17 protein-coding genes and 1 tRNA gene are annotated in these 26,849 nt (G+C 48.4%); 6 read left to right on the top strand and 12 right to left on the bottom strand.

Annotated features, from left to right (window positions below):
* Positions 1–10: 10 nt before the first annotated feature.
* From GK108_RS10500 to GK108_RS10545, 10 genes are all read right to left on the bottom strand, one after another.
* Entirely contained in the window at positions 11–2,113 is a 2,103-nt protein-coding gene (locus tag GK108_RS10500) for an acylase (RefSeq protein ID WP_163947065.1), read from the bottom strand.
* Between the two features lie 126 nt (positions 2,114–2,239).
* Positions 2,240–4,648, bottom strand: coding sequence for an ABC transporter permease (locus GK108_RS10505; RefSeq protein ID WP_163947068.1), 2,409 nt, complete (start codon positions 4,646–4,648; stop codon positions 2,240–2,242).
* 51 nt (positions 4,649–4,699) lie between these two features.
* Complete coding sequence (locus tag GK108_RS10510) at positions 4,700–5,203, bottom strand: hypothetical protein (protein WP_163947072.1); 504 nt, start codon at positions 5,201–5,203, stop codon at positions 4,700–4,702.
* Positions 5,204–5,242: 39 nt separating this feature from the next.
* Positions 5,243–5,596, bottom strand: coding sequence for a PadR family transcriptional regulator (locus GK108_RS10515; RefSeq protein WP_163947075.1), 354 nt, complete (start codon positions 5,594–5,596; stop codon positions 5,243–5,245).
* A 122-nt stretch (positions 5,597–5,718) separates the two neighbouring features.
* Positions 5,719–7,020, bottom strand: coding sequence for a hypothetical protein (locus GK108_RS10520; RefSeq protein ID WP_163947078.1), 1,302 nt, complete (start codon positions 7,018–7,020; stop codon positions 5,719–5,721).
* A gap of 182 nt (positions 7,021–7,202) precedes the next feature.
* Positions 7,203–7,772, bottom strand: coding sequence for a hypothetical protein (locus GK108_RS10525; RefSeq protein WP_163947082.1), 570 nt, complete (start codon positions 7,770–7,772; stop codon positions 7,203–7,205).
* A gap of 45 nt (positions 7,773–7,817) precedes the next feature.
* Positions 7,818–10,223, bottom strand: coding sequence for a TonB-dependent receptor (locus tag GK108_RS10530; RefSeq protein ID WP_163947085.1), 2,406 nt, complete (start codon positions 10,221–10,223; stop codon positions 7,818–7,820).
* Positions 10,224–10,408: 185 nt separating this feature from the next.
* Positions 10,409–11,443 carry a DNA polymerase III subunit delta gene (gene holA, locus GK108_RS10535; RefSeq protein ID WP_163947089.1) on the bottom strand — a complete coding sequence of 345 codons (1,035 nt, stop codon included), beginning with the start codon at positions 11,441–11,443 and terminating at the stop codon, positions 10,409–10,411.
* A gap of 210 nt (positions 11,444–11,653) precedes the next feature.
* Positions 11,654–13,000 (bottom strand): trigger factor, encoded by a 1,347-nt coding sequence (gene tig / locus GK108_RS10540; protein ID WP_163947093.1) that lies wholly within the window; start codon positions 12,998–13,000, stop codon positions 11,654–11,656.
* Positions 13,001–13,105: 105 nt separating this feature from the next.
* Positions 13,106–13,190: transfer RNA gene (locus GK108_RS10545), tRNA-Leu, on the bottom strand.
* A gap of 447 nt (positions 13,191–13,637) precedes the next feature.
* Here GK108_RS10545 and GK108_RS10550 point away from each other — a divergent pair.
* The 3 genes from GK108_RS10550 (at position 13,638) to GK108_RS10560 (ending at position 18,009) form a co-directional block, all read left to right on the top strand.
* Positions 13,638–15,890, top strand: coding sequence for a RelA/SpoT family protein (locus GK108_RS10550; RefSeq protein WP_163948542.1), 2,253 nt, complete (start codon positions 13,638–13,640; stop codon positions 15,888–15,890).
* A 120-nt stretch (positions 15,891–16,010) separates the two neighbouring features.
* Positions 16,011–16,520, top strand: coding sequence for a Fur family transcriptional regulator (locus GK108_RS10555; protein ID WP_163947096.1), 510 nt, complete (start codon positions 16,011–16,013; stop codon positions 16,518–16,520).
* 202 nt (positions 16,521–16,722) lie between these two features.
* Entirely contained in the window at positions 16,723–18,009 is a 1,287-nt protein-coding gene (locus GK108_RS10560) for an adenylosuccinate synthase (RefSeq protein ID WP_163947099.1), read from the top strand.
* A gap of 80 nt (positions 18,010–18,089) precedes the next feature.
* Here the strand turns inward: GK108_RS10560 and GK108_RS10565 are convergent, their stop codons facing one another.
* Together GK108_RS10565 and GK108_RS10570 are read right to left on the bottom strand one after the other, a co-directional pair.
* A complete protein-coding gene (locus tag GK108_RS10565) occupies positions 18,090–18,851 on the bottom strand; it encodes a LytR/AlgR family response regulator transcription factor (RefSeq protein ID WP_163947102.1) in 762 nt (253 codons plus the stop codon).
* Complete coding sequence (locus GK108_RS10570; RefSeq protein ID WP_163947104.1) at positions 18,848–19,915, bottom strand: sensor histidine kinase; 1,068 nt, start codon at positions 19,913–19,915, stop codon at positions 18,848–18,850. The genes GK108_RS10565 and GK108_RS10570 overlap by 4 nt, the downstream gene beginning before the upstream one ends.
* Before the next feature lie 257 nt (positions 19,916–20,172).
* On the opposite strand from GK108_RS10570, the gene GK108_RS10575 reads away from it, so the two are divergent.
* The 3 genes from GK108_RS10575 (at position 20,173) to GK108_RS10585 (ending at position 26,847) form a co-directional block, all read left to right on the top strand.
* Positions 20,173–22,800, top strand: a complete 2,628-nt coding sequence (locus tag GK108_RS10575) for a TonB-dependent receptor domain-containing protein (protein ID WP_163947107.1) — start codon at positions 20,173–20,175, stop codon at positions 22,798–22,800.
* A 249-nt stretch (positions 22,801–23,049) separates the two neighbouring features.
* Positions 23,050–25,419, top strand: a complete 2,370-nt coding sequence (locus tag GK108_RS10580) for a DUF7133 domain-containing protein (RefSeq protein ID WP_163947110.1) — start codon at positions 23,050–23,052, stop codon at positions 25,417–25,419.
* Positions 25,420–25,605: 186 nt separating this feature from the next.
* Positions 25,606–26,847 (top strand): sulfite oxidase, encoded by a 1,242-nt coding sequence (locus GK108_RS10585; protein ID WP_163947113.1) that lies wholly within the window; start codon positions 25,606–25,608, stop codon positions 26,845–26,847.
* Positions 26,848–26,849: the final 2 nt, after the last annotated feature.

The raw sequence follows: 26,849 nt of genomic DNA on the forward strand, positions 1-26,849 counted from the left end.
TTTATTACCGCTACGGTTTCAGTTTGAGTTGTAACGTTTCCTTTTTTTCCAGTTGACTCATAATCGCCTGCTTATCCAGCAATGCCTCCCGGAGTGTTTTGTCGGACATGCGTTTCCAATTGTCGCCATTATGCTTGTGTCCTGGCTGGCTGGCGTTTCCATAACTAAGCGATACCTGAGCACGGGGCTTTTCGCCAAACTCGGTAACCGCTACGTAGGTATCACCGGCAACCGCTCGATTCAGTTTCGGGTTTTTAGGATCTGGAGCAAAATAAATGGTTCGATAAGTACCGTACTGTTCAGAACTGCCGTTGGCCGGAAAGTCCTGGCCCGCCGGGCCAAACCGGTTTATCTCACCCCAGGCCACATCCAGGCGACCATAGCGCTGGTGCACCTGTTCAGCGGCATTACGCAGGATACTAACGGCTTTTTTAGGATCTTTCAACCCATCGGGCGTACTGACCGGATGTTTAGGGTCCCAGCCAACGGCTACCATGCCCGGATTGAACTGATCGAACCAGGCTGCAAACAGTACTGCTCCTTTGCTATCGCGATTGGTCGTTTTATCCCAGGCTTTCAGTACCGTAGCCGCTTTTTGAGCGAGTGAATCAGGGTTTTGGTCAACAGCAACCAGCAAGTCATCCAGAAAGCGATCGGCGGCTTCCAGACCCGTATTTAATTTATAACCAACCAACTCCTCAAAACTGATCGATGCATCGTCCTTGATTAAATTGATTGACCGCTGAGGACGGAGTCGAATTGGAATCCCCACCGGCGACATGTAGTCAGGAAAGTTTTTAGGGTCTAGTACCGCTGGATACGTACAGCTCCAGGGGGCATCGTTTGCATTCTGAACAAACCCAGAAGCAGGATTTAAGACCCGAGGTAAATCTTTATAGGGATGCGTTTGCGTCCATATGTATTTGGTCGATGTTCCATCGATAGCGCCCTGCCAGAACGGCCAGTCGCCCTCGCTACGTATGGGTACGTTTCCATTGAACAAATACAGAATATTACCCGCCCTGTCGGCATAAATAACGTTGAACATGGGCAGTTGCATCCGCTGGAGGGCTTTTTCAAACTCCGCCAGATTGTTGGCTTTTGCCATCGCGTGGTGTTGAGCGGCCGTTGACGAATTGGTTAAACCGGCAAACCGGAATGCGTAGGTTTTGCCATCTTTGCCAGCCATTACCGGACCATGCTTACTATAACGATACGTAACGTTTTGCGGCTTAAGCTGCCCGTCTGGCTGCCGAACCTGAAGTGTTACGGCCTTTGTCTCGAAGGCTTTTTTAACACCATCCAGTACGTACCCATCCTCCTGTAGTGTGAGTGCATACCGGTCAGCCGCGTCGATCGTATTTACGGTATGCGTCCAGCCCAGCTGATTATTAAAAGCAATATTCAAGACGGGTTGGCCCACCAGAGAAGCTCCGTACGCCATAAAATCCGGGCCATTCAGATGGGCTTCAAAGAAAAGGAAGAACCCCTCCCAGGGCAAGTGCGGATTGGCGATCAGCATTGCTTTTTTCGATGCCGATTTGGCGGGCGCTATGGCGTAGGCATTTGACCCCGGCGGCATGGCCCTAACCGCCCCCGCTTCGGCCGAGCCGATAAATTCAAGGCAAATGACGCGGCTTATATGAGCCAGTACGTCCTGTGGTGTAATCGGTAATACTTGCCTGAATTCGGCCCCGATAGCTTCCGGGTGTGCTTTTGCGTAGGCATTCAGGCCGTCGACGAAGCTATCCAGACAGGGTTTATACTCCGCATCCTGCTGGTTATAACTCTGCTGCGCTTGTTGCGGAACCCCAAATAAGGTTACGATTTTGTCGGAATCCAGATACTGCGGCCCCCAATATTCGGCCGCTCGTCCGCGGGCCTGAGCGTATAGTTGAAGCAACAGATTGGCGTGGCTTTCCATCTGCGCATAGCCAAACCCATAATACATGGCTTCGAGCGTTTGCCCGTAAATATGAGGCACTCCGGCATTGTCCCATAAAATCTCGACGGTCGAGGCCGCCGAACGACCCGTTGACAGCGTCTTGCGCGTAGTAGGCTGAGCACTGGCGATCAGGCTCAACAGCAAAAAGCAAACGGTAATAAGTTTCATAAACAGGCAGAAAGGTTAAACGTATTGGCTAGAAAAATCACTCCTACTTTTCGACAGAGTTTGCAACTGAGACTACTAATCCGGTCAATTCTGTTCATCCTGTCGAAAAACAATTGCGGAATGAGGTTATTCACTTTTTAGATAATGAACTGGATTGCTTCGTACCGCTTTAACAACCTGCCGCGAAACGGTAAGAGCGGTAATTAGAGCGGCACTAACAAGCGTCCCCCCTAACAACCAGCCACTTACTGAAATACGATACGTATACTGCTGCAACCAGCCCGATAATAGCCAGGCCCCTATTGACGCGGCTACCAGAAAGCCCAGCCCCAGCAATTTCCCAAACTCCCGACCTAGCAACCAAAGCAGCTGCGTTGTCTGCGCTCCCAGAATACGACGAACGCCTATTTCTTTCGCTTTCAGTTCGGTCAGAAATGTAACCATTCCATACAGCCCCAGGATGCTCAAGCCAATGGCGATCAGGGCAAACCCCTGAACCAGCCCAGACAGTAGGCGTTCCGTTGCCGTAAAACTGCTAATAAGATCAGGCAAGTCGTCGCCGTGGTACACCTGATCGGGTAATAGCTTATCCCAAACCTGTTGAATGGCCTTGATGGTCTGGCTTTTATCGGCCGTACGCAGACGTAGCATCGCTACCCGACTGTGGGGCACATCATGAATTAGTGTTATCGGGGAAATCGGCTGGTGTAAATCGCCACTACGGAAGTTTCGCACAACACCCACAATGACCCGTTCGGCATCTTTTACCCGTAACGATTTACCAATGATCGATCCAACTGAAGATATTCCCAGTTGCTTCACCATCATCTCGTTGACCAATACCTCACGGCCCGACGTATCGGCAGCACGAACATTTCGACCGGCTATCAATGATAAGCCAAAAAGCGACAGGTAATTTTCATCGATTGCTCGCACTCGGGTTTCAAACGGCTCGGGTTGCGTTGCTGTATGGTAACTGAATGGACTGGGTCTGTTGTAGGCCGATGCTGGAGGATCGCTTCCGAAGGCAACCTGTTCTACCCCAGGTATACGCATCCACTGGTCACGCAGGGGCGCGAACGCGGTAGCCTGATGCTGCGGCAGAAAAACAACCAGGGTTGAATCTAGCCGAAACCCCCACTCTACCTGCTGCATATGTCTGAGTTGGGTTGTCATGACCAATACACTTAGAATAAACACCTGCATCAAGACGAATTGCCCCAAAATCAGAGCTTGCCGAACAGTCATACCCTTTCTTTTTCGGCCAGCAGGCTGAACCGACAGCACTTTTGCGGGGCTAAACCGCGCCAGCACCAAGGCAGGATATAAACCAGCCAGAATAACAACACCTATCAGCAGTCCGATAAACCATCCCAACGCCTGAGGCTGAAATACATCCAGTATCGATAGTTCCGGACGTAGCATCTCAATTTGAGTCGCCAGGGTTTGGTTAACCAGCGGCAAACTGAGCTGAGTCAGCAGAAGCGCCACAACCATCGACAGGATAACCAACAAGCTCGTTTCCAGCATAAACTGCCCAATCAGCTGCCAGCGAGTACTCCCCATTACTTTCCGAACGCCTATTTCCCGCGCCCGTTTGAGCGCACGGGCCGTTGCGAGGTTAATAAAGTTTACACAACCGGCCATGACCAGCAATACGCCAATTCCAACCAGCGCGTAGAGAATCGGACGGGGTGCTGTGCCGCTACGTTCGTGGTTGAGTTCGGCCAGGGGTAAAACCTGATAATCGTACTGAGCTACCTCTTCAGCTGGAAGATATTTCTGTCGAATTACCGGTAAGGTTTTAACCAGTAAACCAGGATCAGCGCCTTCGCGTAGTCGAACAAAGCACATGGCCTGGAGGCCCTGCCAGTCATCTAACGCTTTGGGCCCCTCCTGTACCGGAATAGTGGCGTAGGACACGAAGGCATCGTATCGAAGCTGGGTATTGGGCGGTGGGTCCTTAACAACGCCGGTAACAACCAGATTCGCCTGATTGTCCAGCCGAATCGTTCGCCCCATAGCAGCCGTGGCCGTTGTATCAAAATATTTGCGGACGTAGCGTTCACTCAGCACAATAGTGTTGGGCGCTTTCAGTGCCGTTTTAGGATTCCCGGCTATCCAGTCAACACCAAACAACTCAAAATATTGAGGCTCGGTAAAGCAGACCGTACGTGCCTCGGCGAACTTTTTTTCCCATCCCCCCTTTCCATCCGGCACGCTGAGCGTTCGGCCATAAAAGGTTTCTAGCCGAACAGCACTCTCTACGAATGCATACTCCCGCCGGAGTACGTCAGCTAACGGGCGAGGAGCGGCATCCGTCGGCATCGTTTTCTCTCGTTTGATATCCGTTACGATCCAATAAGAACGATCCAGATGTGGATGATAGCGGTCGAAGCTGAACATGTAGTTGACCACCAGAAAAATAACCAGACCGCTCATTAACGCCACGGCGAGCCCCAACAGACTGATCAGATTGACATGCCAGTAGTGAAACAGGTGGCGCTTAGCCACCCTCAGGTAGTGTACAATCATCGATAAAGGGTTTAGGATGGAATGAGGATGGATGAAATCGTCTTGTCCGAATCAGGCTGCCACTAACAAGTTAAGCTTACGAATCTTAGGTGATAGCAACCACCGGGCAATGAGCACCCCAGTCAAGCCTACTCCACCCATAATCCAGGTCAGTTGAGAATGGGCCAGCGACATCGACATGCTTCGACTAATCAGGATCAGAATACCCATTATAACGATACACGCAAACGCACTCACATAGATCGAATACTGAATAGGCTGCAATAATGAACGGCGTTTCGAACGGACTCGTCGCCTTGCCATAACTGACATAGTCAATGACGACCGACCCATTGTTTCCTGAACATAGAGTTCTTTCAAGCGGGCCAACGCCTGCGGATTGGCCTGCTGTACCACCTGCTCGAAAGCGGCTGAAAAGTCCTGCCCCTGCTCCATCCGTTTTTCGATGAGCGATGCTACGTGGTCGACTAGTTCCGCTTGCAGCGCGGGCTGAACACTGGTTTGCTGAATGTAATGTGTTATGCGGTCAAGTTGGGTATCAGATAATTGGTTCATAGCAGTAGAGAAGGGCTAATAGATATGAAATGATCTAGTTCATCGGCCGAAGGTAACATCGGGGGCAGGCACGATCAGTAACCGGACAAGCTGTACAAAACGCTCAAACTCGTCCACTTTACGTGCGGCAATCTCAGAACCTCTGGCCGTTAGCTGATAATATTTGCGAAGTCGGCCATCGACTTCTTCGTTTTTTGTCGTTAACAGCCCTTCGTTTTCCAGTTTATGCAACACTGGATATAGCGCTCCAAAGGTGAGAGAAAGCTCACCAGCAGTCCGTTCCTCAACTGCCTGTGTTATTTCATACCCATACATCCGGCCCTGCTGAGCCAGCAATCGAAGAACAATGGTCTTAAGTGTTCCCCGTAAAAACTCGCCAGTTGCTGTATCCATCGATTTCAGTTGATAGCTTGCTTAGTATTTGGAAACAAAAATATATAAGAAAATTATATATACAACTATCAACGCTAATTTCTTGTAAAAAGAAAAAGCCAGACGTACTGTCTGGCTTTTTCTCAGCGGGTAAGCTTTATTCGAAACTCGCCCTGTATTGTTTTTCGATAGACCGGGGATGGACAAGGTCCGCTCAGATTGAGTAAAGATCCCGTTAAACGTCCTTGCACGTATTCAACACCATCTACTTCATCAACCTGGGTTATTGTTACTCCACCAGGCGATATTTCAGGTACTTCGCTTTCGCATTCGTAGATAAATGACAAATACGCACTAAAGTCTCTATAAACGGGTGTGTATTCTGCAAAAGCGGTTCCCAATTCATAACCAGCACTGTAGGGAAACAGACCCTGCGTTTTCTCCGATTTAGGCAAATTGAGCAAAATATGTAGCGATTGGGCCGGGCTTTCATTCCAACCTGCCATGTGCATCACGCCATCGGTACGGGTGAAGCTCACGATTTCCCAATTAAATGGAACCCCTCCAAACGTACCGGTAAAATAATCCTTACCGATTAAAATCCGCTTTAGTAAATAGACTTTCTTGTTGGTCTCTTTAAACGTAATCTCAGCAACAACCGTCACGGGGTTTTGGGGCGGATACTTTCCTGGGGCCGTATACGTAGCGGTTTCACCGTCGCCTTTAATCTGGCCATTATCGCCTTCACCGGCAACCGACCATGTCACATCTTTAATCGTGAGGGATTCGGTTGTTTTGATCAAAGGGTCCAGCAAAGCGCCCGTAACTTCGAGCTCTGTCGACTGCCCAAAGTCAAGCGGAGCCCCTTTAGCCGGTCCACCGTCCACACTAAGGGCTTCAATCTTGGCAATTTCGTAAGCAGTCCAGTCGCTGAAATGCGGCATGGGTACCGAAATAGACTGACTTAACGTATCGACTTTTACGCCCGGCACACGCAGCCACCGTTTGTCACTGCCCTGATAACCAACCTGAAGCATTAATGGATCATTAACCGCTACGGCCCCTTTCTGGTACTTGAACGTCAACGTTGCCGGTTTGGCAAACTGCGTTCCATCCGGTGAAAATCGATACGCTAATCCCAATCCATTTGGGGCATGATTCGAGATCGGCTGGATGGAAATTAGCGTATTAGACGCTACTGCACCAGCCGGAATCTCAAGCCGCACTCGCCCATCGGCCGTTGTCAGTATTCCCCCAGCTGGTCCGATTGTTAGACTGGTAGCCGTTCCCTGTGGTACACCAACTTCTGTTTGGTTTTTGCCTGGTAGCTCTTGACCAGGACCGGGTTTAACGGGATCTGGCGTAATTGGTTCCTCATCGTGCTTACATGCCGTCATGCTGGCCAGCATGAAAAAGCCTAGTATCCAGTAGTATCTTACTTTCATTCGATTTGTATGCGGTTGTGTTGTTTACGGCTCAAAATTCAGCGGCAAACACGTCAAGACCTTACACAAATCGAATGAATTGCTCAGATTAACTCGCTAATTGTTACGTACGATGAACAAATTGTATCTGCGCTCGTCAACTACCATAAGTTCATTATAAACAGTAACTCCCCTACAACCGACTATTTTATGACAACTGGAAAATCCGTGTCCAGATCGGAAGAACCTGGTGTTGCCGTACCGTTTTTTGAATTCGGCTGGTGGCGCAGAACTACCTTGAGTTTACCGGAACCAGCCGCTCCTGTTTTCATTTCCGTAGTTAATCCAATAGGATATGGCCCCGGCGCCGGATTCGAATCCTTATCAGTAATGGTTACCGTAAGCGATGACGGATCGCTGGTAGCTGCCGTATAGGTATATACGAATAGGTGCTCATTCGCTTTTTCTTTGATTTCTTCCGTCGCATCGAGCGCTGGCGTTTTGGTTTTATCCAGCAAGGTGACTACGCCGGAATAGGTCGTATTAGCCTTCAGATTTAACGTAGCGTTCGTAAAATTGGCGTTCGTGTTCAGATTCTCGATCGTAGCAGTTACGATGTCGGTAGGCACCGCTTTGTTGGTCAGTGTCAACGTAGCCGTCGTAATGGCTTCATTGTCGTCGGTTGGGTCTACATTCTGTTCGTCTTTTTTACAGGAACTAGCCACCAGCATAACAGGAACAATCATCCACAACGCTTTTTTCAACAGTTGCATAACGTATTTGATTAATAGTGAAACAAAAAATGAACAAGCTGCTCTTTAGCCTCTGGCAAATACCAGGGGTAATTTTACTTTCAGCATAATATTTCGGCCCGGCTCGTCGGCAAAATATCGGAATCGGTCGAGGTAATCACGATAAGACTGATTGAGCAGATTTGTGCCCATCAGAATCACATTCATCGGATTCGATCCTACTTTACACGAAAACCCGACCTCTGCTCCAATCAGCGAATAAGCGGGTGGAGGTGGAGCAAAATCGCCCGTAAAGATGATTTGCCCGTTTTCTTCCCGTTGGGTTACCATCGGTACCCGATTCTGACGCGCTACGTACTGGTGATTCACGCTCAGGTAAACATCCGTGATACGTCCCTGACGTGAGGCAGGTTTTTCGAAATCGTAACGCAGGCCGTTTTCCGTATGATTGGCCGGGATATATACCAGATAATCCCGATTCGTATGGTCATAGGCAAATAGCAGGGATGTTTTGGACGTAAGGGTTAGCTGGCTGGTTAGTTTATACCGTACCGTAGCATCCAGCCCCCGAAACGTGGCCCGAACCTGATTGTACGTATAAGCCGGAAACGCTCCCCGCTGGCGTATTATCGGTACTGAATCGGGTTTGAGATAGATATAGTTATTGATCCAGTTATTGTAAATACCCATGTCGACATACAATCGATCACTGCTATACTCAACGGAGACGTTCAGATTGTAGGCTTGTTCAGGGTTAAGATCAGGATTCCCCTGTTCATAAGCCACTGCGCTCTGATGGAGGCCATTGGAGTATAAATCACTGACCGTTGGGGCCCGCCAGGCCGTGCTTACATTCCCCGACAGCATCAATTTCGACGTCAACTGATACGTAGTACCTAATGATCCCGTTACGTTGCTCCAGTCGCGTGTTTTTTCGGTTGTCAGTTTGGTCGTTTCGTCGAGGAAATAAGCCCGCAGCCAACGATAGTCATACCGAATGCCGCCTTCCAAAGTCCACCGATCATGCGCGTAGCGCTCCAGAGCATACACCCCCCCGCCGTAGTTCCGATAATTTGGAATCAGAAACAAAAAGCGCCGAACGTTACCCTGTGTAATGCCATTAAACCCCACCGAACCTGACAATTGCCCGCCATTGGCCGTTTTAATGGGTTGATGTTCCCAGATCAGATCAGCCGTTTGCGTCACTAATTTAAGATATAGTTCAGGGTCCGTAACGCGGCTAAACGACTGTATATCATACTCCCTACGAACATTCTGCTGATGAGCAACGGTTAAGGTCAGCATCCCCAATCGCTCCGAACGAATAAAGGCTTTTGCTTTCAGTAAATCGTGCTGCACTTGCTGATAAGGCCGACCCAGATCATACGAAAACCCTGGCTGACTGAGTGGTTCAGGACGGGCAATGGCCGCATAAAAATCGGCCAGACTCCCAACCTGAGCCCCTCGAAACAACCCTACTTTTGTATAAAACTGACTATAAAAAAGCTCGGCACCGATACGTTGCTTCGTGTACTTAACGGTACCGGCAAAGCTGTTTTCCAGATAGCTGCTATTCTCCAGATAATAGTTGGGTGTCTTTGCATAGCCAACCCGCTTCAAAGTGCCCTGTAGACGCCAGCTCAATCCCGCCAACTTGTTCGTAAACGCCTGCTCCATCAAACCCGATACAGTTCCCTGTCGGCCATTTGTACCACCGACAAGGTTCACTTCACTACGTAGGCCGGGTACTGTCGGCATAGCTTTCGGCTCCACCAGGATAACGCCACCAATGGCATCGCTACCGTATTTAATACTGGCTGCTCCCTTTATAACTGTTAGCTGAGCGGCCAGAAACTGATCGATCTGTGGCGCATGCTCGCTTCCCCACTGTTGATCCTCCTGCCTGACGCCATTATTCAGCGTAAGAATCCGGTTACTATACAACCCATGAATGACGGGTTTCGAAATAGAAGGCCCGGTCTGAATTGAATAGAGGCCGGGCAATGCCTTCAGACTTTCGCCTAACGATTGACCTCGGGTGGCTTCCAGGGCGTTACCCGACAAAGCGGCTTGGTTCTGAAGTAACTGCTGAGCTTCTGACCGATGCTCGGTTACAACCACTTCTCTTAGTGTCTCACTATCGGGCAACAACGCTATCGGTGCTAAGCTAAGTGTCGAATCATTTCTGACTATAATCGTCTGGTCAATGGTTTTATAACCGACAAATTGAAAATCAATGGTATATCGCCCCGGACAGACGGAAAGCACCTGAAAATTTCCCGCCGAATCGGCCACTGCTCCCGTCGCCAGTTCACGGATATATACCGTAGCGCCTGTAAGTGGTTCGTGATTATCAGCCCCCAGAATACGGCCTGTCAGAATAGCCCGGCAGGAACGGGATTGCCCATATCCTACTTGAACCACTCCCGCCAGAATGTTCATCACGAACCAGATTGTTAAATAACCACGCATTCAGTATCGCACTTTCCCGTATCTCTAACGGCAGGCTGCTTTTTTATGCAACAACGTTGCAATATTATAAAAAGCAGAGCTACTCTACAAATTCAAGACTATAAATCTTAATAAGGCTTCATAAAAAAAGCCGCTCTTACTGATGAGCAGCTCTTTAGATGTATGTAGTTATATCACTTTAAAGATCAGTGCAAGACACTGAATACCAGTTCACGAAGAATATCGCCTTCATGCATGGTTGGAGCTTCAATACCTTTACTAAGCGCATCGGCCCGCCGAATTGCATGAATAATATCGGCAACTTTGAGCAGCGGAAACGTACGAGCCGCCGACAAATAATCCTTAACAAAAAACGGATTTACGCCTAACAGGGAAGCCAGTGCTTTTTCACTTTGATCTTTAGACGACTGCACCAGTAGTACTTTACCGAAATAGCTGAACAACTGGGCCAGGATCACAACCAGTGGATTGTCTTTAGGATTGCGCGCGAAGTAGTCGACAATCTGATTAGCCTTAACTACGTCGCGCTGGCAAAGGGCTTTTTGCAGTTCAAATACGTTATATTCTTTGCTGATCCCAACCAGCCGTTCTACTGTTGCCGCTGAGATTTCCTCGCCGACGTGTAGATTGATTAGGATTTTATCGATCTCGCCAGCCAGGCGTTTAAGGTCATTGCCAATATGGTCGGCTAGTAACTGACAGGCTTTCGGGCTCACTTTCACCCCCTGTTCCCGGCAATACTCTCCTACCCAATCAGGGACTTTATTGTCGTATATTTTTTTTACGCCCAGCAATTTCCCTTTAGCGCCAAACGCTTTTACCCAGGCCTTGCGCTCATCGAGTCCCGGCTTCCCGTCTTCTTTGGTATAACAAAGCATGAGGATGGTGCTCGACAATGGATTTAAAGCGTAATCTTCCAATAATGTCTGGGCTGATTTATCGCCAATTCCCGCCATTTGCTGCGCTTCCTTAACCAGTACGAGCTGGCGCTCGGCCATAAACGGGTATCGCCGGGCATAATTTAATACAGCCCCAACATCCGTGTCTTTCCCAAAGAGCACGAACTGATTAAACCCACGCTCGGCTACAGGCACAGCTACTTTTTCTAGCTCTTCCGCAATCCGATCAAGATAATAGGGTTCATCACCATGAACAAGATAAACAGGGGCAATCCGCTTATTACGGATATCTTTTAAAAGCGCATCAACAGCCGGAATCAAAATTGTCTTGTGTTTTCAGTGTTCAGTTTTCAGACGTTATCGGAGTCCGACATTGTCTAAAAACAACCACAAAAATACGTGTTTGTCTTTGTTTTAATGAGACACAGTATGCCTTACCAACGATAAGTTTCTTGCTGAAAGCGTACTGAGTGACCAGATAACAAAAAGCCCCGATCACTGATCGAGGCTTTTTGCGAATCGAGCGATAGACTAGCGATTTTCTACCAATGCTTTAAACTCATCGACTGTTACGTCCTGTTTCGCTGGGGTAATTTGCGATTTAGTGTAGTCGATTATTTTATCATCATACACCCGGTTGAACGTACTGGTGTAGTTCTGGCCGTTATTTTTTTCATCTAGCAGATAGTTACGAGCGATGCGATCAATGGTTTGATTCATTTCTTCGTTATCACCTGCTGCGAAGCCGAACTGTTCACGTACCATTTGACGGGTTACGTCCAGAACTTCTTCAAAATCAACTTTGATATCGGCTTTTTCAGCGATCTTGTTTTTGATCAGCTGTAGCTTTACTGATTTCGTGAAGTCGTCGTATTGTTCGTCAATCTGCTCCGGTGTAAACTTACCTTCGTTTACTTCCAGCAACCAGTTTTTCAAAAACTCATCGGGCAGCAGAATGGGCGTGCTATCCAATAGCACTTTTTCGATATCCAGACGGAGCAACTGGTCAGACTCGCGCGTGTAATTGCTTTTAATGATTTCAATTACCTTTTCACGGAATTGCTCTTCGTTTTCAACCGCACCCGCCCCTAATACTTTATCAAAAAACTCCTGATTAAGTTCTGCTGGCTCATGACGGGTAATGTCGTCCACTTCAAATGTAAACTCACCTGTCAGGTCGGCTGCTTCTTCCTTCTTCACGCCCGTAGCATTGGCACGAGCTTTCTCATCCGGGAATGCCTGCTCCAGAACAAACGTAACAACATCGCCTTTTTTCTTACCTACGAACTGGCCTTTCGCTTCGTCGGCCATCTGGTTCATTGGGAACGCAGTTTTAGCCGAAAATTCGCCGTTTACTTCTTTTAGCTCACCGTAGATGGTATCGCCGTCTCCTACTTCTTCCGCATGAGCATGGGTATGAAAACGCTGCTGCAGATCGGCAATCGTTGAGTTCACTTCTGCATCACCAGCCTGGATGTCGTAGGCCGTTACGGTAGGCAGATCGCTAAAATCGATATCGAATTCAGATGCTAAACCCAGCGTATAGCTGAACGCAAAATCAGTTTGGTTATCCCAATCAATGGCATCAGCTTCTTCGCGGTTCGGAACCGGGTCACCAACAACCTGTAATTTATTGTCGCGGATATATTGACTAACTGTTTTGCTCAGCATCGAGTTGATTTCGTCAACCAGAATGCTCTTGCCATACATTTTCTGAACAAGCGATGCAGGAACATGACCAGGGCGGAAGCCTTTCAGCTGAACTTTACGACCGTAATCTTTCAGCTTTTTATCGACTTCTGGTTTATAATCGGCCGGCGTCAGGACGATTTTCAGCGAAGCGTTGGTATCGCTAGCTTTTTCTAACGTAATATCCACTTTTGTATCGTTTTAAAATAAAAGAGCGAAAGAGTAAAAAAAGCGAAAGAGTAGATCATGTACAGACAAACGCTCTTTCACTATTTCGCTCTTTCGCTAGTCACTTGGTACGGGCGGAGGGACTCGAACCCCCATGCCTTGCGGCACCAGATCCTAAGTCTGGCACGTCTACCAATTTCGCCACGCCCGCGGCTCTGGAGTAGAGAGAACCAATTTTATTTCGATTGGCGTCTCAAAAACTCGCTTTTGGAGGTGCAAAAGTAGAAAAGAATTTCAACTAAGCAATACGTACCCCCAAAGTTTTTTCACAAAAAATTGGCTCACTCTGGCTACAAGGCTTATTATCAGAACCTTCTATTGGAAACTTTTTTTTCATACCTGAAATCCTCTACCACTCATTCAGCGAAAAAGCGTTGGCTCTGTTACCAGCAAATCTTACCAAAACACCATAAACGTAGTACATAAGAAACTGACTACAGAAGTAGCTTATATATCCCACCTATTAAATTAAAGATTGGCAATAAAACTTGCTCTTAAATTTATCTGGCTTAATTGCATCAGTTTTCGATTATTATTTTGTTATCTTGGTAGTACGAGTACAACCTAAAGGCTATTACCTGCAAAGACGCCAACCATGATGAATGCCACCGTCGAACCCACAATTGATTTAGAACTGGAGCGACAGGAAATACTGAAACGGTACAGACGCTTGTTACGAGCGGCTAAACCAATGCTCAAAGGCGATGACGCCAAACTGATTAAGAAAGCATTTAATACGTCGGCCGAAGCGCACAAGAATATGCGTCGCCGGTCTGGCGAACCCTACATCTACCATCCGCTGGCCGTAGCCCAGATAGCGGTTGAAGAGATTGGTTTGGGCACAACCAGCATTGTGGCAGCGCTGCTCCACGACGTCGTAGAGGACACGGATACGACCATTGCCGATATTGAACGGACGTTTGGTCCTAAGGTAGCCCGAATTATTGATGGGTTGACCAAAATTTCCGGGATATTCGACTATGGTACCTCACAGCAAGCCGAGAACTTCCGCAAAATGCTGTTGACGCTCTCCGATGATGTGCGAGTCATTCTGGTCAAACTGGCCGACCGACTCCATAACATGCGGACACTGGATTCGATGCCCCGCGACAAACAGTTGAAAATTGCGGCCGAAACCATCTATATATATGCTCCACTGGCTCACCGACTTGGCTTGTACACGATCAAATCAGAACTGGAAGATCTGTACTTAAAACACGTCGAACCCGAAGCCTACAAGGATATAGCCAAAAAATTGCGCGAAACCCGCATCGCCCGTGATCGCTTTATCGGTCGTTTTATTGAACCAATCGAACGGGATTTAGGCGACACGAAAATTAAATACCTCATTAAAGGCCGCCCTAAATCGATTTATTCCATCTGGAACAAGCTCAATAAATCGAAAAAGCCGTTTGAGGAAATCTATGATCTGTTTGCCGTCCGGATCATACTTCAGGTACCTCAGGAGGAAGAAAAAGCAGCCTGCTGGCGGGCTTATTCTATTGTCACGGATCATTACAAGCCCAATCCGGACCGACTCAAGGACTGGATCAGTACCCCCCGCGCTAATGGATATGAATCCTTGCACACAACCGTCATGAGCCGTACGGGACAATGGGTTGAGGTTCAGATTCGGAGCGAACGCATGAACGAAATCGCGGAAAAAGGATATGCTGCGCACTGGAAATATAAAGGCAACGACACTCAGACCGGCGCGGGCATTGAAGCCTGGATCAGCCAGGTCCGCGATATGCTTGAGTCGGCCAACAACAGTGATAAAAAGGCGGCTATTGAGTTCGTCGACGACTTCCGAAGTAATTTATACAGCGAGGAAGTTTTCGTTTTCACCCCAAAAGGAGATTTAAAAGTACTCCAGCGGGGAGCGACTGCGCTCGACTTTGCATTTGATATTCATACGCAGATTGGCGCCCGTTGTATGGCTGCCAAGGTGAACAATACGCTCGTTCCGTTAAGTCACGTGCTGCAGAATGGCGATCAGGTCGAAGTCATTACGTCGAACCGCCAGAAACCCAGCGAAGACTGGCTACGCTTTGTAGTTACGTCGAAAGCCAAAACCAAGATTAAAGATTTAATCAAGGAAGATAATAAGCGATACGTAACCGACGGACGTGACATTGTGCAGAAAAAACTGCGCGTGTTACGGATGGAGATGACCAATGAAACCATTAACCAGCTCCGCGCTTATTTTGGCTCCAAAACCACCGACGATTTCTTTTACCGGGTTGGCAAAGGGCATATTGACGCACAGGAGTTAAAGAAGTTCAAAACGGATAAAGAAGCGAAAGAAAACCGCCTGAACAAACTCAATACCGACGTACTTCAGGATGGTAAATCGTTTACCAAAGAGCTTAAAAAGATTCATGGCGAGCGGGCCGACGCCGATATGTTGCTGATTGGTGAAGACATGGATCGAATCGATTACACACTGTCTAAGTGTTGTAATCCGATCTCTGGCGACGATGTTTTTGGCTTTGTAACCATCAATGATGGCATTAAAATTCACCGCGTTACGTGTCCAAATGCGGTTGAGTTGATGTCGAATCATGGCAATCGGATCATCAAGGCCAAATGGACATCCCAAAAAGAACTGGCTTTCCTGGCCGGGCTTCGCATTACGGGTACCGACCGCGTTGGACTAGTCAACGACGTAACACGAGTTATCAGTAACGAGCTACATATTAATATGCGCTCGGTAACGATAGACTCCAAGGATGGCATCTTTGAAGGAAATATTCGGTTATATGTTCATGATACGGCCCACCTCGAAATCCTGATGCGTAAACTAGAGCGCGTTCAGGGAGTATTTGAAGTGGTCCGCTTCGACTCGTAACTGTCTGTAGCTTTGGTACGTATCGGTTATTGTTACCCTATGGCGCATAAACAATAACCGATACGCCATGAACTATAGACTATAAATTCTATTTTTGCACTTTCAATCATCGGAACGGATATGGCTGCGCCGAAACAATCAAACTTAGAATCTGCCCGGACAATTTTCACCGCCTACTTAGAAAATAAGGGGCTGCGTAAAACGCCCGAGCGATTCGCTATTCTGGAGGAGATATACAACCGAGAAGATCACTTCGACGTTGATGAGCTGTATATATCCATGAAAAACAAAAACTATCGCGTCAGCCGGGCTACGGTATACAATACGCTCGACGTATTGGTCGACTGCGATTTAGTTACCAAACACCAGTTTGGACGGAATCTGGCTCAATATGAAAAATCATATGGCTATCGTCAGCACGATCACCTGATCTGTACGGACTGCCATAAGGTGCTGGAATTCTGCGACCCACGGGTTCAGAACATCCAGAATATGGTCGGCGACCTGCTCAAATTTAATGTCATGCACCATTCCTTAATCTTTTATGGAGCATGCGCCCGTGAGGGGTGTGAGAACAAACAGAACCTTGCCAAAGAAACCCAGGCATTTCCGGTTTCGGTTGAGGGGTAACGATTAACGTATCGATAAAGAGTGAAACTGGCTGAGTAAAGCATACAGAACGTACTAATGTTCTTCTTCTCTCCAGTATTCACTCTTTAGTAATTTCTATCAAACATTACTCTTGCAAATCGCTTCATCAGCCAGCTTCAGGAAAGAGTACGCATGAACGTAGTGAATTAGTATAACATAGCCGTATCAACGGCCAATCATAATGGTAGATGTTTTATTAGGCCTCCAGTGGGGCGATGAAGGAAAAGGTAAGATCGTGGACGTACTGGCGCCACAATATCAGGTTGTTGCGCGTTTTCAGGGTGGCCCCAACGCCGGGCATACGCTTGAATTCAACGGATTTAAACACGTTCTTCACCAAATCCCATCCGGTATTTTCAGAGATGACATTCTGAACATTATCGGAAATGGCGTTGTATTAGACCCTATCGTTTTCAAAAAAGAAATCGATGGCTTAGCGAAATACAATCTGGCGCTCACGAAAAATCTCCAGATTTCGAAGAAAGCCTCGATCATTATCCCCACTCACCGTCTGCTGGATGCGGCCTACGAACAGGCTAAAGGAGAAGCTAAAATTGGCTCAACGTTACGTGGCATCGGACCTACCTATCAGGATAAAGTGGCTCGTGTTGGACTTCGTGTCGGCGATATCTTATCTCCTAACTTTCAGGAAAAATATGGTAAGCTGGTAGCGGTCCATAAGGTTATCCTGGAGCAGAACAATTTTGATTATTCGTCTGTACTGCCACAAGCGGAAGCTGATTTCTTCGCAGCTGTCGATTTCATGAAGCAGTTTCAGCTCACCGACAGTGAATACGCTGTGAATCAGGCGCTGACTGACAACCGGAAGGTACTGGCCGAAGGCGCTCAGGGTTCGCTGCTGGATATCGATTTCGGCTCGTATCCATTCGTTACGTCTTCCAATACCATGACGGCGGGTGCCTGCACCGGACTTGGCGTTGCCCCCCGGCAGATTGGTGAAGTGTTCGGTATTTTCAAAGCCTATTGTACCCGAGTTGGTAGCGGGCCCTTCCCTACTGAACTATCCGACGAGACCGGCGAAAGAATTCGTCAGGAAGGCCGCGAGTTTGGGGCTACTACTGGTCGGCCACGGCGTTGCGGCTGGCTCGATCTGCCTGCCCTGAAATACGCCATCATGATCAACGGCGTCACGCAGCTGGTTATGATGAAAGTGGACGTACTGAATATCTTTGATGAGATTCAGATCTGCACGCATTATCAGTTACCGGACGGTTCCACAACGGAACAGATGCCTTACGACCTGTGCGATACAGCCGTTACGCCCATCTACAAATCATTTAAAGGCTGGCGCGCTGATCTGGCAAACATCCACTCATTTGATGAAATGCCCGCCGAGCTGGCTACCTACGTTAGCTTCCTCGAAGAAACGCTTGGCTTACCCATCAGCTTCATTTCAACGAGCCCAGACCGGGAAGCTATCATTCACCGCCAGGCGGTAGAAATTTAGTTTTCAGTTTATAGTTTATAGTTTTCAGTAGCTGGCGCAAGACTGCTTAGCGAACTGAAAACTATAAACTGAAAACTCTCTCACACCCACCGGCTGATAAACTGACCGAATACGTCCTTGTATTGCTCACTGACGGGAATCACGACTAACCCAATCTGTACCGAGTTCTTCGTAACGGCACTGATGTGATCCAGCGCTATAATGTAGGACCGATGCACGCGCATAAATCGACGTGGCGGTAGCTTCTCTTCCAGCGATTTCAGGCTAGTGAGTGATAGAATAGGTCTGTCAGGGTCACTTTGGCGGTACACTTTCACGTAATCTTTCAGTCCCTCGATATATAGAATATCGTTGTACGCAATTCGAACCAACTGATACTCTACCTTCAGAAAGAGGTAATCCTCCGGAGTTTCTACAGTTGCTGGTAGCGGGAGCGTAACAGGCGTTGGATTTGGCCGGTGTATCAATTCAAAATAGTGTCGCGCTTTGCTGGATGCTCGTAGAAACTCTTCGTAGTTAAATGGTTTCAGCAGGTAGTCAAGCGCATCGACCCGAAAGCCTTCCAGCGCAAACTGATCAAACGCCGTCGTGAAAATAATCCTCGTCGTATGTCCTCCCCGATTGCTACGTTCCAATACACGGGCCAGCTCCAGGCCCGTCAGATCGGGCATCTGAATATCCAGAAAAATCAGATCGACAGCATGCTGTAACAGATGCTGCAATGCTTCTACGGCGCTGCTGAATCGCCCATTTAACGCCAGAAATGGAGTTTTATCAATAAAGGCGCATACCAGGCCCAACGCCAGCGGCTCATCATCGACGGCAATACAGGATAAAGTCATGATAATTCCAGAGTTAGGTGGACTTCATATTCGCCACCTGAAATGTCTTCATTAATCAGCAATACGTAGCGATCTGGATAGAGCAGATCAAGTCGCCGACGGGTATTGGTGAGCCCGATACCGTTTCCCGACTCTAGTGATGGGACTTTCTGCTGAAACAACGTATTGCTCACATCGAGCTTCAATTGATTCTCCTTTTGGTGAATACGGATCTGTATCTTACTGGAATCCAATGTGCTAACACCATGCTTGAACGCATTTTCAACAAAAGGCAAAAAAATCATTGGCGCAATTGGCTGATCGTGCAATGGAGACGGCGTATCGAGCGCCACCGTTACTTTATCTGTTAAGCGCAATTGCATGAGCTGGATGTAATCACTAATGAAATCAATTTCTTTGCTCAGCAACGTAGTACCAGACTGCGTTTCGTACAGAACGTAGCGCATCATTCGCGACAGACGGTGCAACGCTTCCCGCGACATCTCTGCGTCAATGAGCGTGAGCGCATAGATATTATTCAGCGTATTAAAGAAAAAATGAGGGTTTATCTGCGCTTTCAGAAAAGACAGTTCCGAACTGGTTTTGGCCTGTTCGAGTGCCAGACGAAGATTAGCATCGGTCTGCCATTTCTGCAACAGTGACATACTGGTGCTGATGCCCAATACCAGCACGATGGTAAACAAAGACGGTTGAATCCAGCCATAGAGTTTTGGCTTACCACTTCCATCTGGATGAAAAGCTCGATGCATCTGTTCGGCTAGATTAAATCCAATCTCAATGCCACCAAGAATTAAAACAAGTAATGTAATAACGGCTGTCAGCGCCAACAAGTATCGACCAGTATGGCCGGGAAGCAGCAAACGGGGCACAAAAACGTTTCCGTTCAGGTAAAATGTACCGACCACAAGCCCCAAAAAGATAACCTGCCTGACGAAAAACAATCGGGGGAATTTAATTTCTGAGCTAAGCGGCTGATAAAAAAACAGCAAATAACCCATTAAGCCCCAGCCCAGTAGATGGCTCAGCACCGATACGTATCGACGTGAAAACAGAGTAGCTGCCATAAGTAAAAAGCAAAGTACAAGTTTAGCGCAAAACGCGAAACGTTACGTACCGAATCGCTGGCCTCCTGCAATTTATCGATGGTTTACCGCTTTTCCCCGACGAACGCACCAATCGATTACCGAGTCTCATCCAAACGGTGTTCATCGGTTGAAACTCCCTGTCTGCCGACGTTCCTAACTCACTGGTCTATTGCATTTTTCAGGTAAAGAAACCCGCTGTTGTTTTGATACACAATACGGTAATCTTTCTTAAAACGATGCGCTGGCAATTTCATATACTTCTTCTATTCGGACTTTGGACTGGTATCAATCAGGCATATGCTCAGTTTGGCCCTCCGGGTGGTGGGCCTGGCGGTCCAGGCTTCGGCAATCAGGATGATCGACGCAAAAAAAGTGACTTTACCGGCGTTACGGAGGATACTCCCAAAGGCAACGGAAAAATCAACGGACTACTGATCGATTCGCTTTCCGGGAAACCGGTTGAGTTTGCAACCATTGCGCTGATCAATCAAAAAACCAATAAGCCCATCGATGGCACCACTTCCGATACCAAGGGGGCTTTTTTGATGTCAAAACTGGCTCCCGGCGACTATCGGTTACAGTATTCGTTCATTGGTTACAAAAACCAGAATTCTAAACCGTTCACAATAGTGAAAGGCTCCGACATCAACGTCGGTTCCGTTAAACTGTCTCCCGATATTCGAACCTTAGGCGAAGTGGTCGTTACGGGGCAGGCGGCTCTGATTGAAGAAAAAGTAGACCGGCTGGTTTTCAACGCCGATAAAGATTTGACGGCCAAAGGGGGCGATGCGTCGGACGTACTAAAACGGGTACCGATGCTCTCGGTCGATCTGGACGGCAATGTTTCGCTACGGGGCAGCCAGAATATCCGGGTGTTGATCAACAACAAACCCTCAACTATCGTAGCCTCAAACGTAGCGGATGCGCTCAAACAACTGCCAGCCGATATGATCAAATCGGTTGAAGTAATTACCAGCCCATCGGCCAAATACGATGCCGAAGGTGCCGCCGGAATTATCAACATCATCACCAAGAAAAATACGCTGCATGGCTTGACGCTGAATCTGGATGCTGGTGTTGGCCTTCGCGCTTCGAACCTGGGGCTGAATGGTTCGTACCGACAAGGCAAGTTAGGCGTCAGTCTGGGCGGATTCGGGCGTTATATGTACAACCGGGCTTCGTCGACCTTAGATCAGACGACGTTAACCGGAACGCAGGCTCAACGTACCAATCAGCAGGCAACCGCTTTTGACCAGCCCCTTTTTGGTCAGTATACCCTGGGATTCGACTACGATCTGGCGAAAGATCAGTCATTATCGGCCAGCATTCGATACGGCACCCGGAATTTCGTGCAACAACAGAATCAGCTTACCAGTACGTATCTGGCCGATTCGCTGTTAAGCATGACCAATCGCGACGTGAACCGGAAAGACCTGTCCAATTCGGTCGATATGAATCTGGATTACGTGCGAACGTTTAAACCGCAGCAGGAATGGTCGATTTCCACGCAGTACAGCCGAACGGGGTTGACCAATAATTTTTACGCCGACTTGTTGAACAGTGGCGGTACGTTAACCGCGCGTCAGCAAAACCTCAACAACAACACGAATCAGGAATTTACCATACAAACTGATTATCAGACCCCTATTCGTAAAAACCAGTTGCTCGAATTCGGTGGTAAAGCCATCATGCGGAAAGTTGACAGCGACTATCGCTATTTGATTGGTAGCAGTAACAGTGAATTAAACAACGACCCAACTAATCCGAGCGGATCGTTAGCCTACAATCAGAACATAGGCGCAGGCTATATCTCCTATACCTACGTAACGCCCAGCAAATACACCTTTAAAGTAGGTACCCGTTACGAGTACACGAGCATTTCGGCTAATCAGTCGACCGAATCTAGGACTTATACTCCCCTGGATATTCCGAACTATGGCAATCTGGTTCCCAGCATCAATATTTCGAAAAGCCTGAAGGGAGGCACCACGCTTAAGGCAGCTTATAACCGTCGAATTCAACGCCCCGGTTTGCAGCAGTTGAATCCCAACCCCAACGCAGCCAACCCTCAGATGATTTCGGTCGGCAATCCAAACTTAAGCCCCGAACTTACCGATAATTTTGAATTAAGCTATAGCTCCACGATCCAGAAAACCTACCTGAACGCGGCCGTGTTCGGCCGATTGACCAATAATGCTATTTCGCAGATCCGGGTTCCGTCTGATACGTTGGCGGGTGGCATTATTACTACGTTCCAGAACATAGGCATTCAGCGCACCTACGGAGCCAACATTTTCTTCAACACCAGTATTACGTCCAAATGGAGCGTAAACGGTGGTCTGGATGGTTACTACGTATACATGCAGGGGCAAACTCCGGATGCCAATGGAAAGTCGATCACGATCAGCAATACAGGGGTAAGCATTGGTGGCCGGTTAATGAGTCAGCTACAAATCAACAATGGCTGGAGCGCTCAGCTATTCAGTTTCTGGCGTGGTCCGATGCCACAATTACAGGGCACGATGGGTAGCTTTTACATGTATTCGCTGGGGGTCAGAAAAGACCTGGCCAACAAACGGGGCAGTATCGGTCTGGCCGCCGAAAACTTTGTTGGCAATGGTGTTACCATGCGGACGAACCTAAGCACGCCATTATTGACGCAGGTCAATACCAATCACCTCTACAATTCAAACGTAAAACTCACCTTTACGTATCGAATCGGCAAGATGACCTTCGAGCAACAACGCAAAAAAGGCCGCTCGGTTAATAATGACGACGTAAAAGGTGGCGAAGGCGGTGACGGTGGCAATCAACAGGCAGCCCCAGCCGGAGGAAGTACCCAATCAGGCGGCCGCCCACGTTAACGAGCACGCCAAACTGGACTCAAAAGAACCCGAACGCGCAGGCATTCGGGTTCTTTTGCTATATCGATCTGAATTAATGTAATTATAGAGTAAACAATAGACCATTTGTTACTTCTGGAACCATGATCAACTGTGCTGGTGAGTAAAAGCGGGATCATGTCCGTAACGAATAACATCTTCTGTTTCCTGTGTGGTACTAGTCAACTCAATCAATACGTGGCGTCCTAACGACTATTCCCCTAAACCTCTATGAAAAAACATCTTCGACTGGGTCACCTGGTGGCTTTGTCTGCGTTAGTGGTAACGTGTACCGTTTCCAAAACAACAAAAACGCAAACTGTTCAGAATAACGCATCACCCACTCCGGTGGGCGTCGATTCCGCGACTAAACCGTCGGTCAATCCAGTGGCCAATACGGCGTATCTGAATCCAGAACAAAGTCTGGCGTCCTTTCGGGTTCCGAAGGGCTACCACATGGAATTAGTCGCCAGTGAACCCATGATTCACGAACCGGTGGCGATAGCCTGGGATGGCAATGCGCGTATGTACGTAGCAGAAATGGATACGTACATGCAGGATGCCGATGCAACTGGCGAGCACGAACCCGTGAGCCGGGTTATGCTGCTGGAAGACACCAATGGCGACGGAAAAATGGACAAGAGTTCGGTCTTTATCGATAAACTGCTCCTGCCCCGGATGCTCTTATGCGTTGGCCACGAACTCATTGTCAATGAAACGGATACGTATGATCTGTGGAGTTACAAAGACACCAACGGCGATGGCGTTGCCGACGATAAAAAGCGAATTTACCATGTCGATCGTAAAGCGCCGGGCAATCTGGAACACCAACGTAGTGGTTTAGACTGGAATCTGGATAACTGGATATACGTCACTGTCGATCCGGTACGATTCCGGTATACGAATGGCCAAATCCGTGTTGATTCGCTCTACAGCGGCTCAAACGGCCAATGGGGATTAACGCACGACAATTACGGGCGATTATTTTTCAGTCGGGGTGGTGGCGAAAACGCAGGCTCAGGCTTCCAGATCAACCCTAAATACGGCTCGCTTGAATTTGCGGATGCTTACGACGAAGCTACGTTCAGCCCGGTCTGGTCGATCATTGCCAATCCAGATGCCCAGGGAGGTCCCAAGCGACTGCGTGCCGATAGTACGCTCAACCATTTTACGGCAGGTTGCGGCCAGTCCATTTATCGGGGTGACAAATTACCGGCTGATTTAGTGGGCGATTACCTGATTTGTGAGCCCGTAGCCCGGATTGTTCGCCGGGCCCGGATCGTCAATAATCAGGGGAAAACCCAGCTTGAGAATGTCTATAAAGAACAGGAGTTCATTGCGTCGACCGACTTCAATTTCCGCCCGGTCAATACGTATACGGGCCCTGATGGTAGTTTGTATCTGGTCGATATGAACCGGGGGATCATTCAGGAGTCGCAGTGGACGCCCAAAGGGAGCTGGATTCGTCCGCAAATTGAACGGCTTGGCCTGGATAAACACATTCAACACGGACGTATCTGGCGATTGGTTCAGGATAGCGTAAAGCCTGGCCCAAAACCCAATATGCTGGATCAATCGGCAAGCCAACTTGTTACGTATCTGAACCACCCGAACGGCTGGTGGCGCGACAATGCCCAGAAACAATTGATTGTTCTGGGCGATAAATCGATTGTGCCTACTCTGAAGCAGCTAGTAGCTGGCCAGTCAACAGTGTCCTCTACAAAACTCAGTGCGCTTGCCAAAATTCATGCCCTCTGGACGCTGGAAGGTTTAGATGCCATTGATCAGGCCACGATCAGTACAGCCCTTAAAGACGAAGATCCGCAGGTACGACGTACGGCCATCTGGATTAGCGAGCCTTATCTGAAGAAAAATGACGAACAACTGATCGCTCAGGTGGCGTCATTACACCAAGATCCCAGCTACGATGTTCGTGTCCAATTGCTGGAGTCTTTACAATATAGTTCATCGGCAGCCGCTACGTCAGCCACAGCAGCGTTGCTGGCCCAAAACTCAGGTAATCCTATGCTCACAGCGGTCAGAAATAGCCTGCTGAAAAACAATGACTTCAAACTGTACGGCAGCAAACTGGGAAGTCTGGCCGAAAACGATCGGGCGTCGGTGCTACGTGGTGCTGAAATTTTCAAATCCCTATGCTCCTCCTGTCATGGTACGGATGGGAAAGGACTCGCTAGCCAGGTTGCTCCACCCATAGCCGGTTCGAAGCATCTGGCCGACAGAGATTTATTGGTTAAGATATTACTCCAGGGTTTATCAGGACCGATTGATGGGAAAACCTACCCCACCGTAATGCCTTCGATGGCCGATAATAGTGACGAATGGATTGCTTCGGTAGCCAACTATATCCGGTTTGAGTTTGGTAATCCGACTCCTCCCCGACCGGCTGGCGCAGGAAGCAACCCCAATGCAAATCGTCCCGCCATACCGGTAGCCAATCCACCCGTTGTTCGGGCGGGTGGTACGTTTGGGCGATGGATTTATCCCATGATCAAGAATGAGGACATACTAACGCTCCGCAAAGAAACCGTATCACGTAGTACGCCCTGGACAATCGCTGAACTGGAAAAAACCGGACAATAAGCAGGCGCTTTCTCTCCGGCAACCCAAAGCAAATCAGAATGAGTTGCTTTGGGTTATTCATTTACACCGCCAGAATACCCCATAAACAGATTTTATTGGTACTATTGGCCGACAACGACTTATTTAGCCGACGACACGTTCCATTTTTGCTTAATTTTGATAACTAATCCGGTCCCTCCGTACCCTATGGCTTTACTCAACTCATCCGATAATCTATTCAATCGTCGCGGGTTTCTCAAACAAAGTTCACTGGCCACCTTTGCTACGTTGCTGGGAACAGACATTGTTTTCGCGGATCGGCTGCCCAAACACTACGTTCCTCTGGTCTTCGAAACAGACCCGATGGCTACCAAACACAAAGATCTGGTGGTGCTGAACAACAAGCCCTGGAACGTGGAAACACCGGCCCATCTGCTGGACGATGACGTAACACCTGCCGACAAATTTTTTATTCGAAACAACGGACTGGCTCCCGAAAAAATCGACGTAGCCAGCTGGACTTTAACCATCAATGGAGAATCGGTTAAACAGGTTAAAACCTATAAACTTGAGGAGCTAAAGAAACGCTTCAAACACTACACTTACCAGCTCGTGCTGGAATGTGGCGGTAACGGCCGCGCTGGCTATTTCCCAAAAACCTCGGGCAATCAGTGGACCGACGGTGGTGTTGGCTGCGCCGAATGGACGGGTGTTCGATTAAAAGATATTCTGAACGATGTTGGTCTGAAAGACGATGCCGTCTACATCGGTTACTACGGTAAAGATCTGCATATCAGCCTGGATCCAAAAAAGGAAGTGATCTCACGGGGTGTACCGATGCGGAAAGCCCTCGAAGACGAAACGTTGATTGCCTGGGCCATGAACGGCCATGATATTCCGTTGGTCAATGGGGCTCCGCTGCGGTTAGTAGTTGGGGGCTGGCCCGCTTCTACGTCGGGGAAATGGTTGCATACGATTTCAGTACGTAACAAAGTCCACGATGGAGCCAAAATGACAGGCAAGAGCTATAAAGTTCCCATCAATCCCGTTGAGCCAGGCGTTGATCCCCCGGAAGACCAGTTCAAAATTATTGAGTCGATGCCAGTAAAATCGTTGATCACGTACCCTAAAACGGGAGCCATGCTGGACAAAGGACAGACACTCAGTCTTCGCGGGCATGCGTGGGCGGGCGACCGGTCGGTACGTGAGGTTTCGATCTCAAAGGACTTTGGCGCTACGTGGCAAAAAGCCGACCTGAAACCACCCAAAAACCGGCTAGCCTGGCAACGCTGGACCGCCGAGGTAAAGCTTCCGCAGCCGGGTTACTATGAAATCTGGGCTCGGGCTACCGACAGTGAGGGCGTATCGCAGCCGATGGTTATGCCCCAGTGGAATCCGGAAGGATACTGCAATAATGCCTGCTATCGGATTGCCGTTAAAGTTGGCTAGAC

The organism is Spirosoma terrae (genome assembly GCF_010435915.1).
Lineage (GTDB): Bacteria > Bacteroidota > Bacteroidia > Cytophagales > Spirosomataceae > Spirosoma > Spirosoma terrae.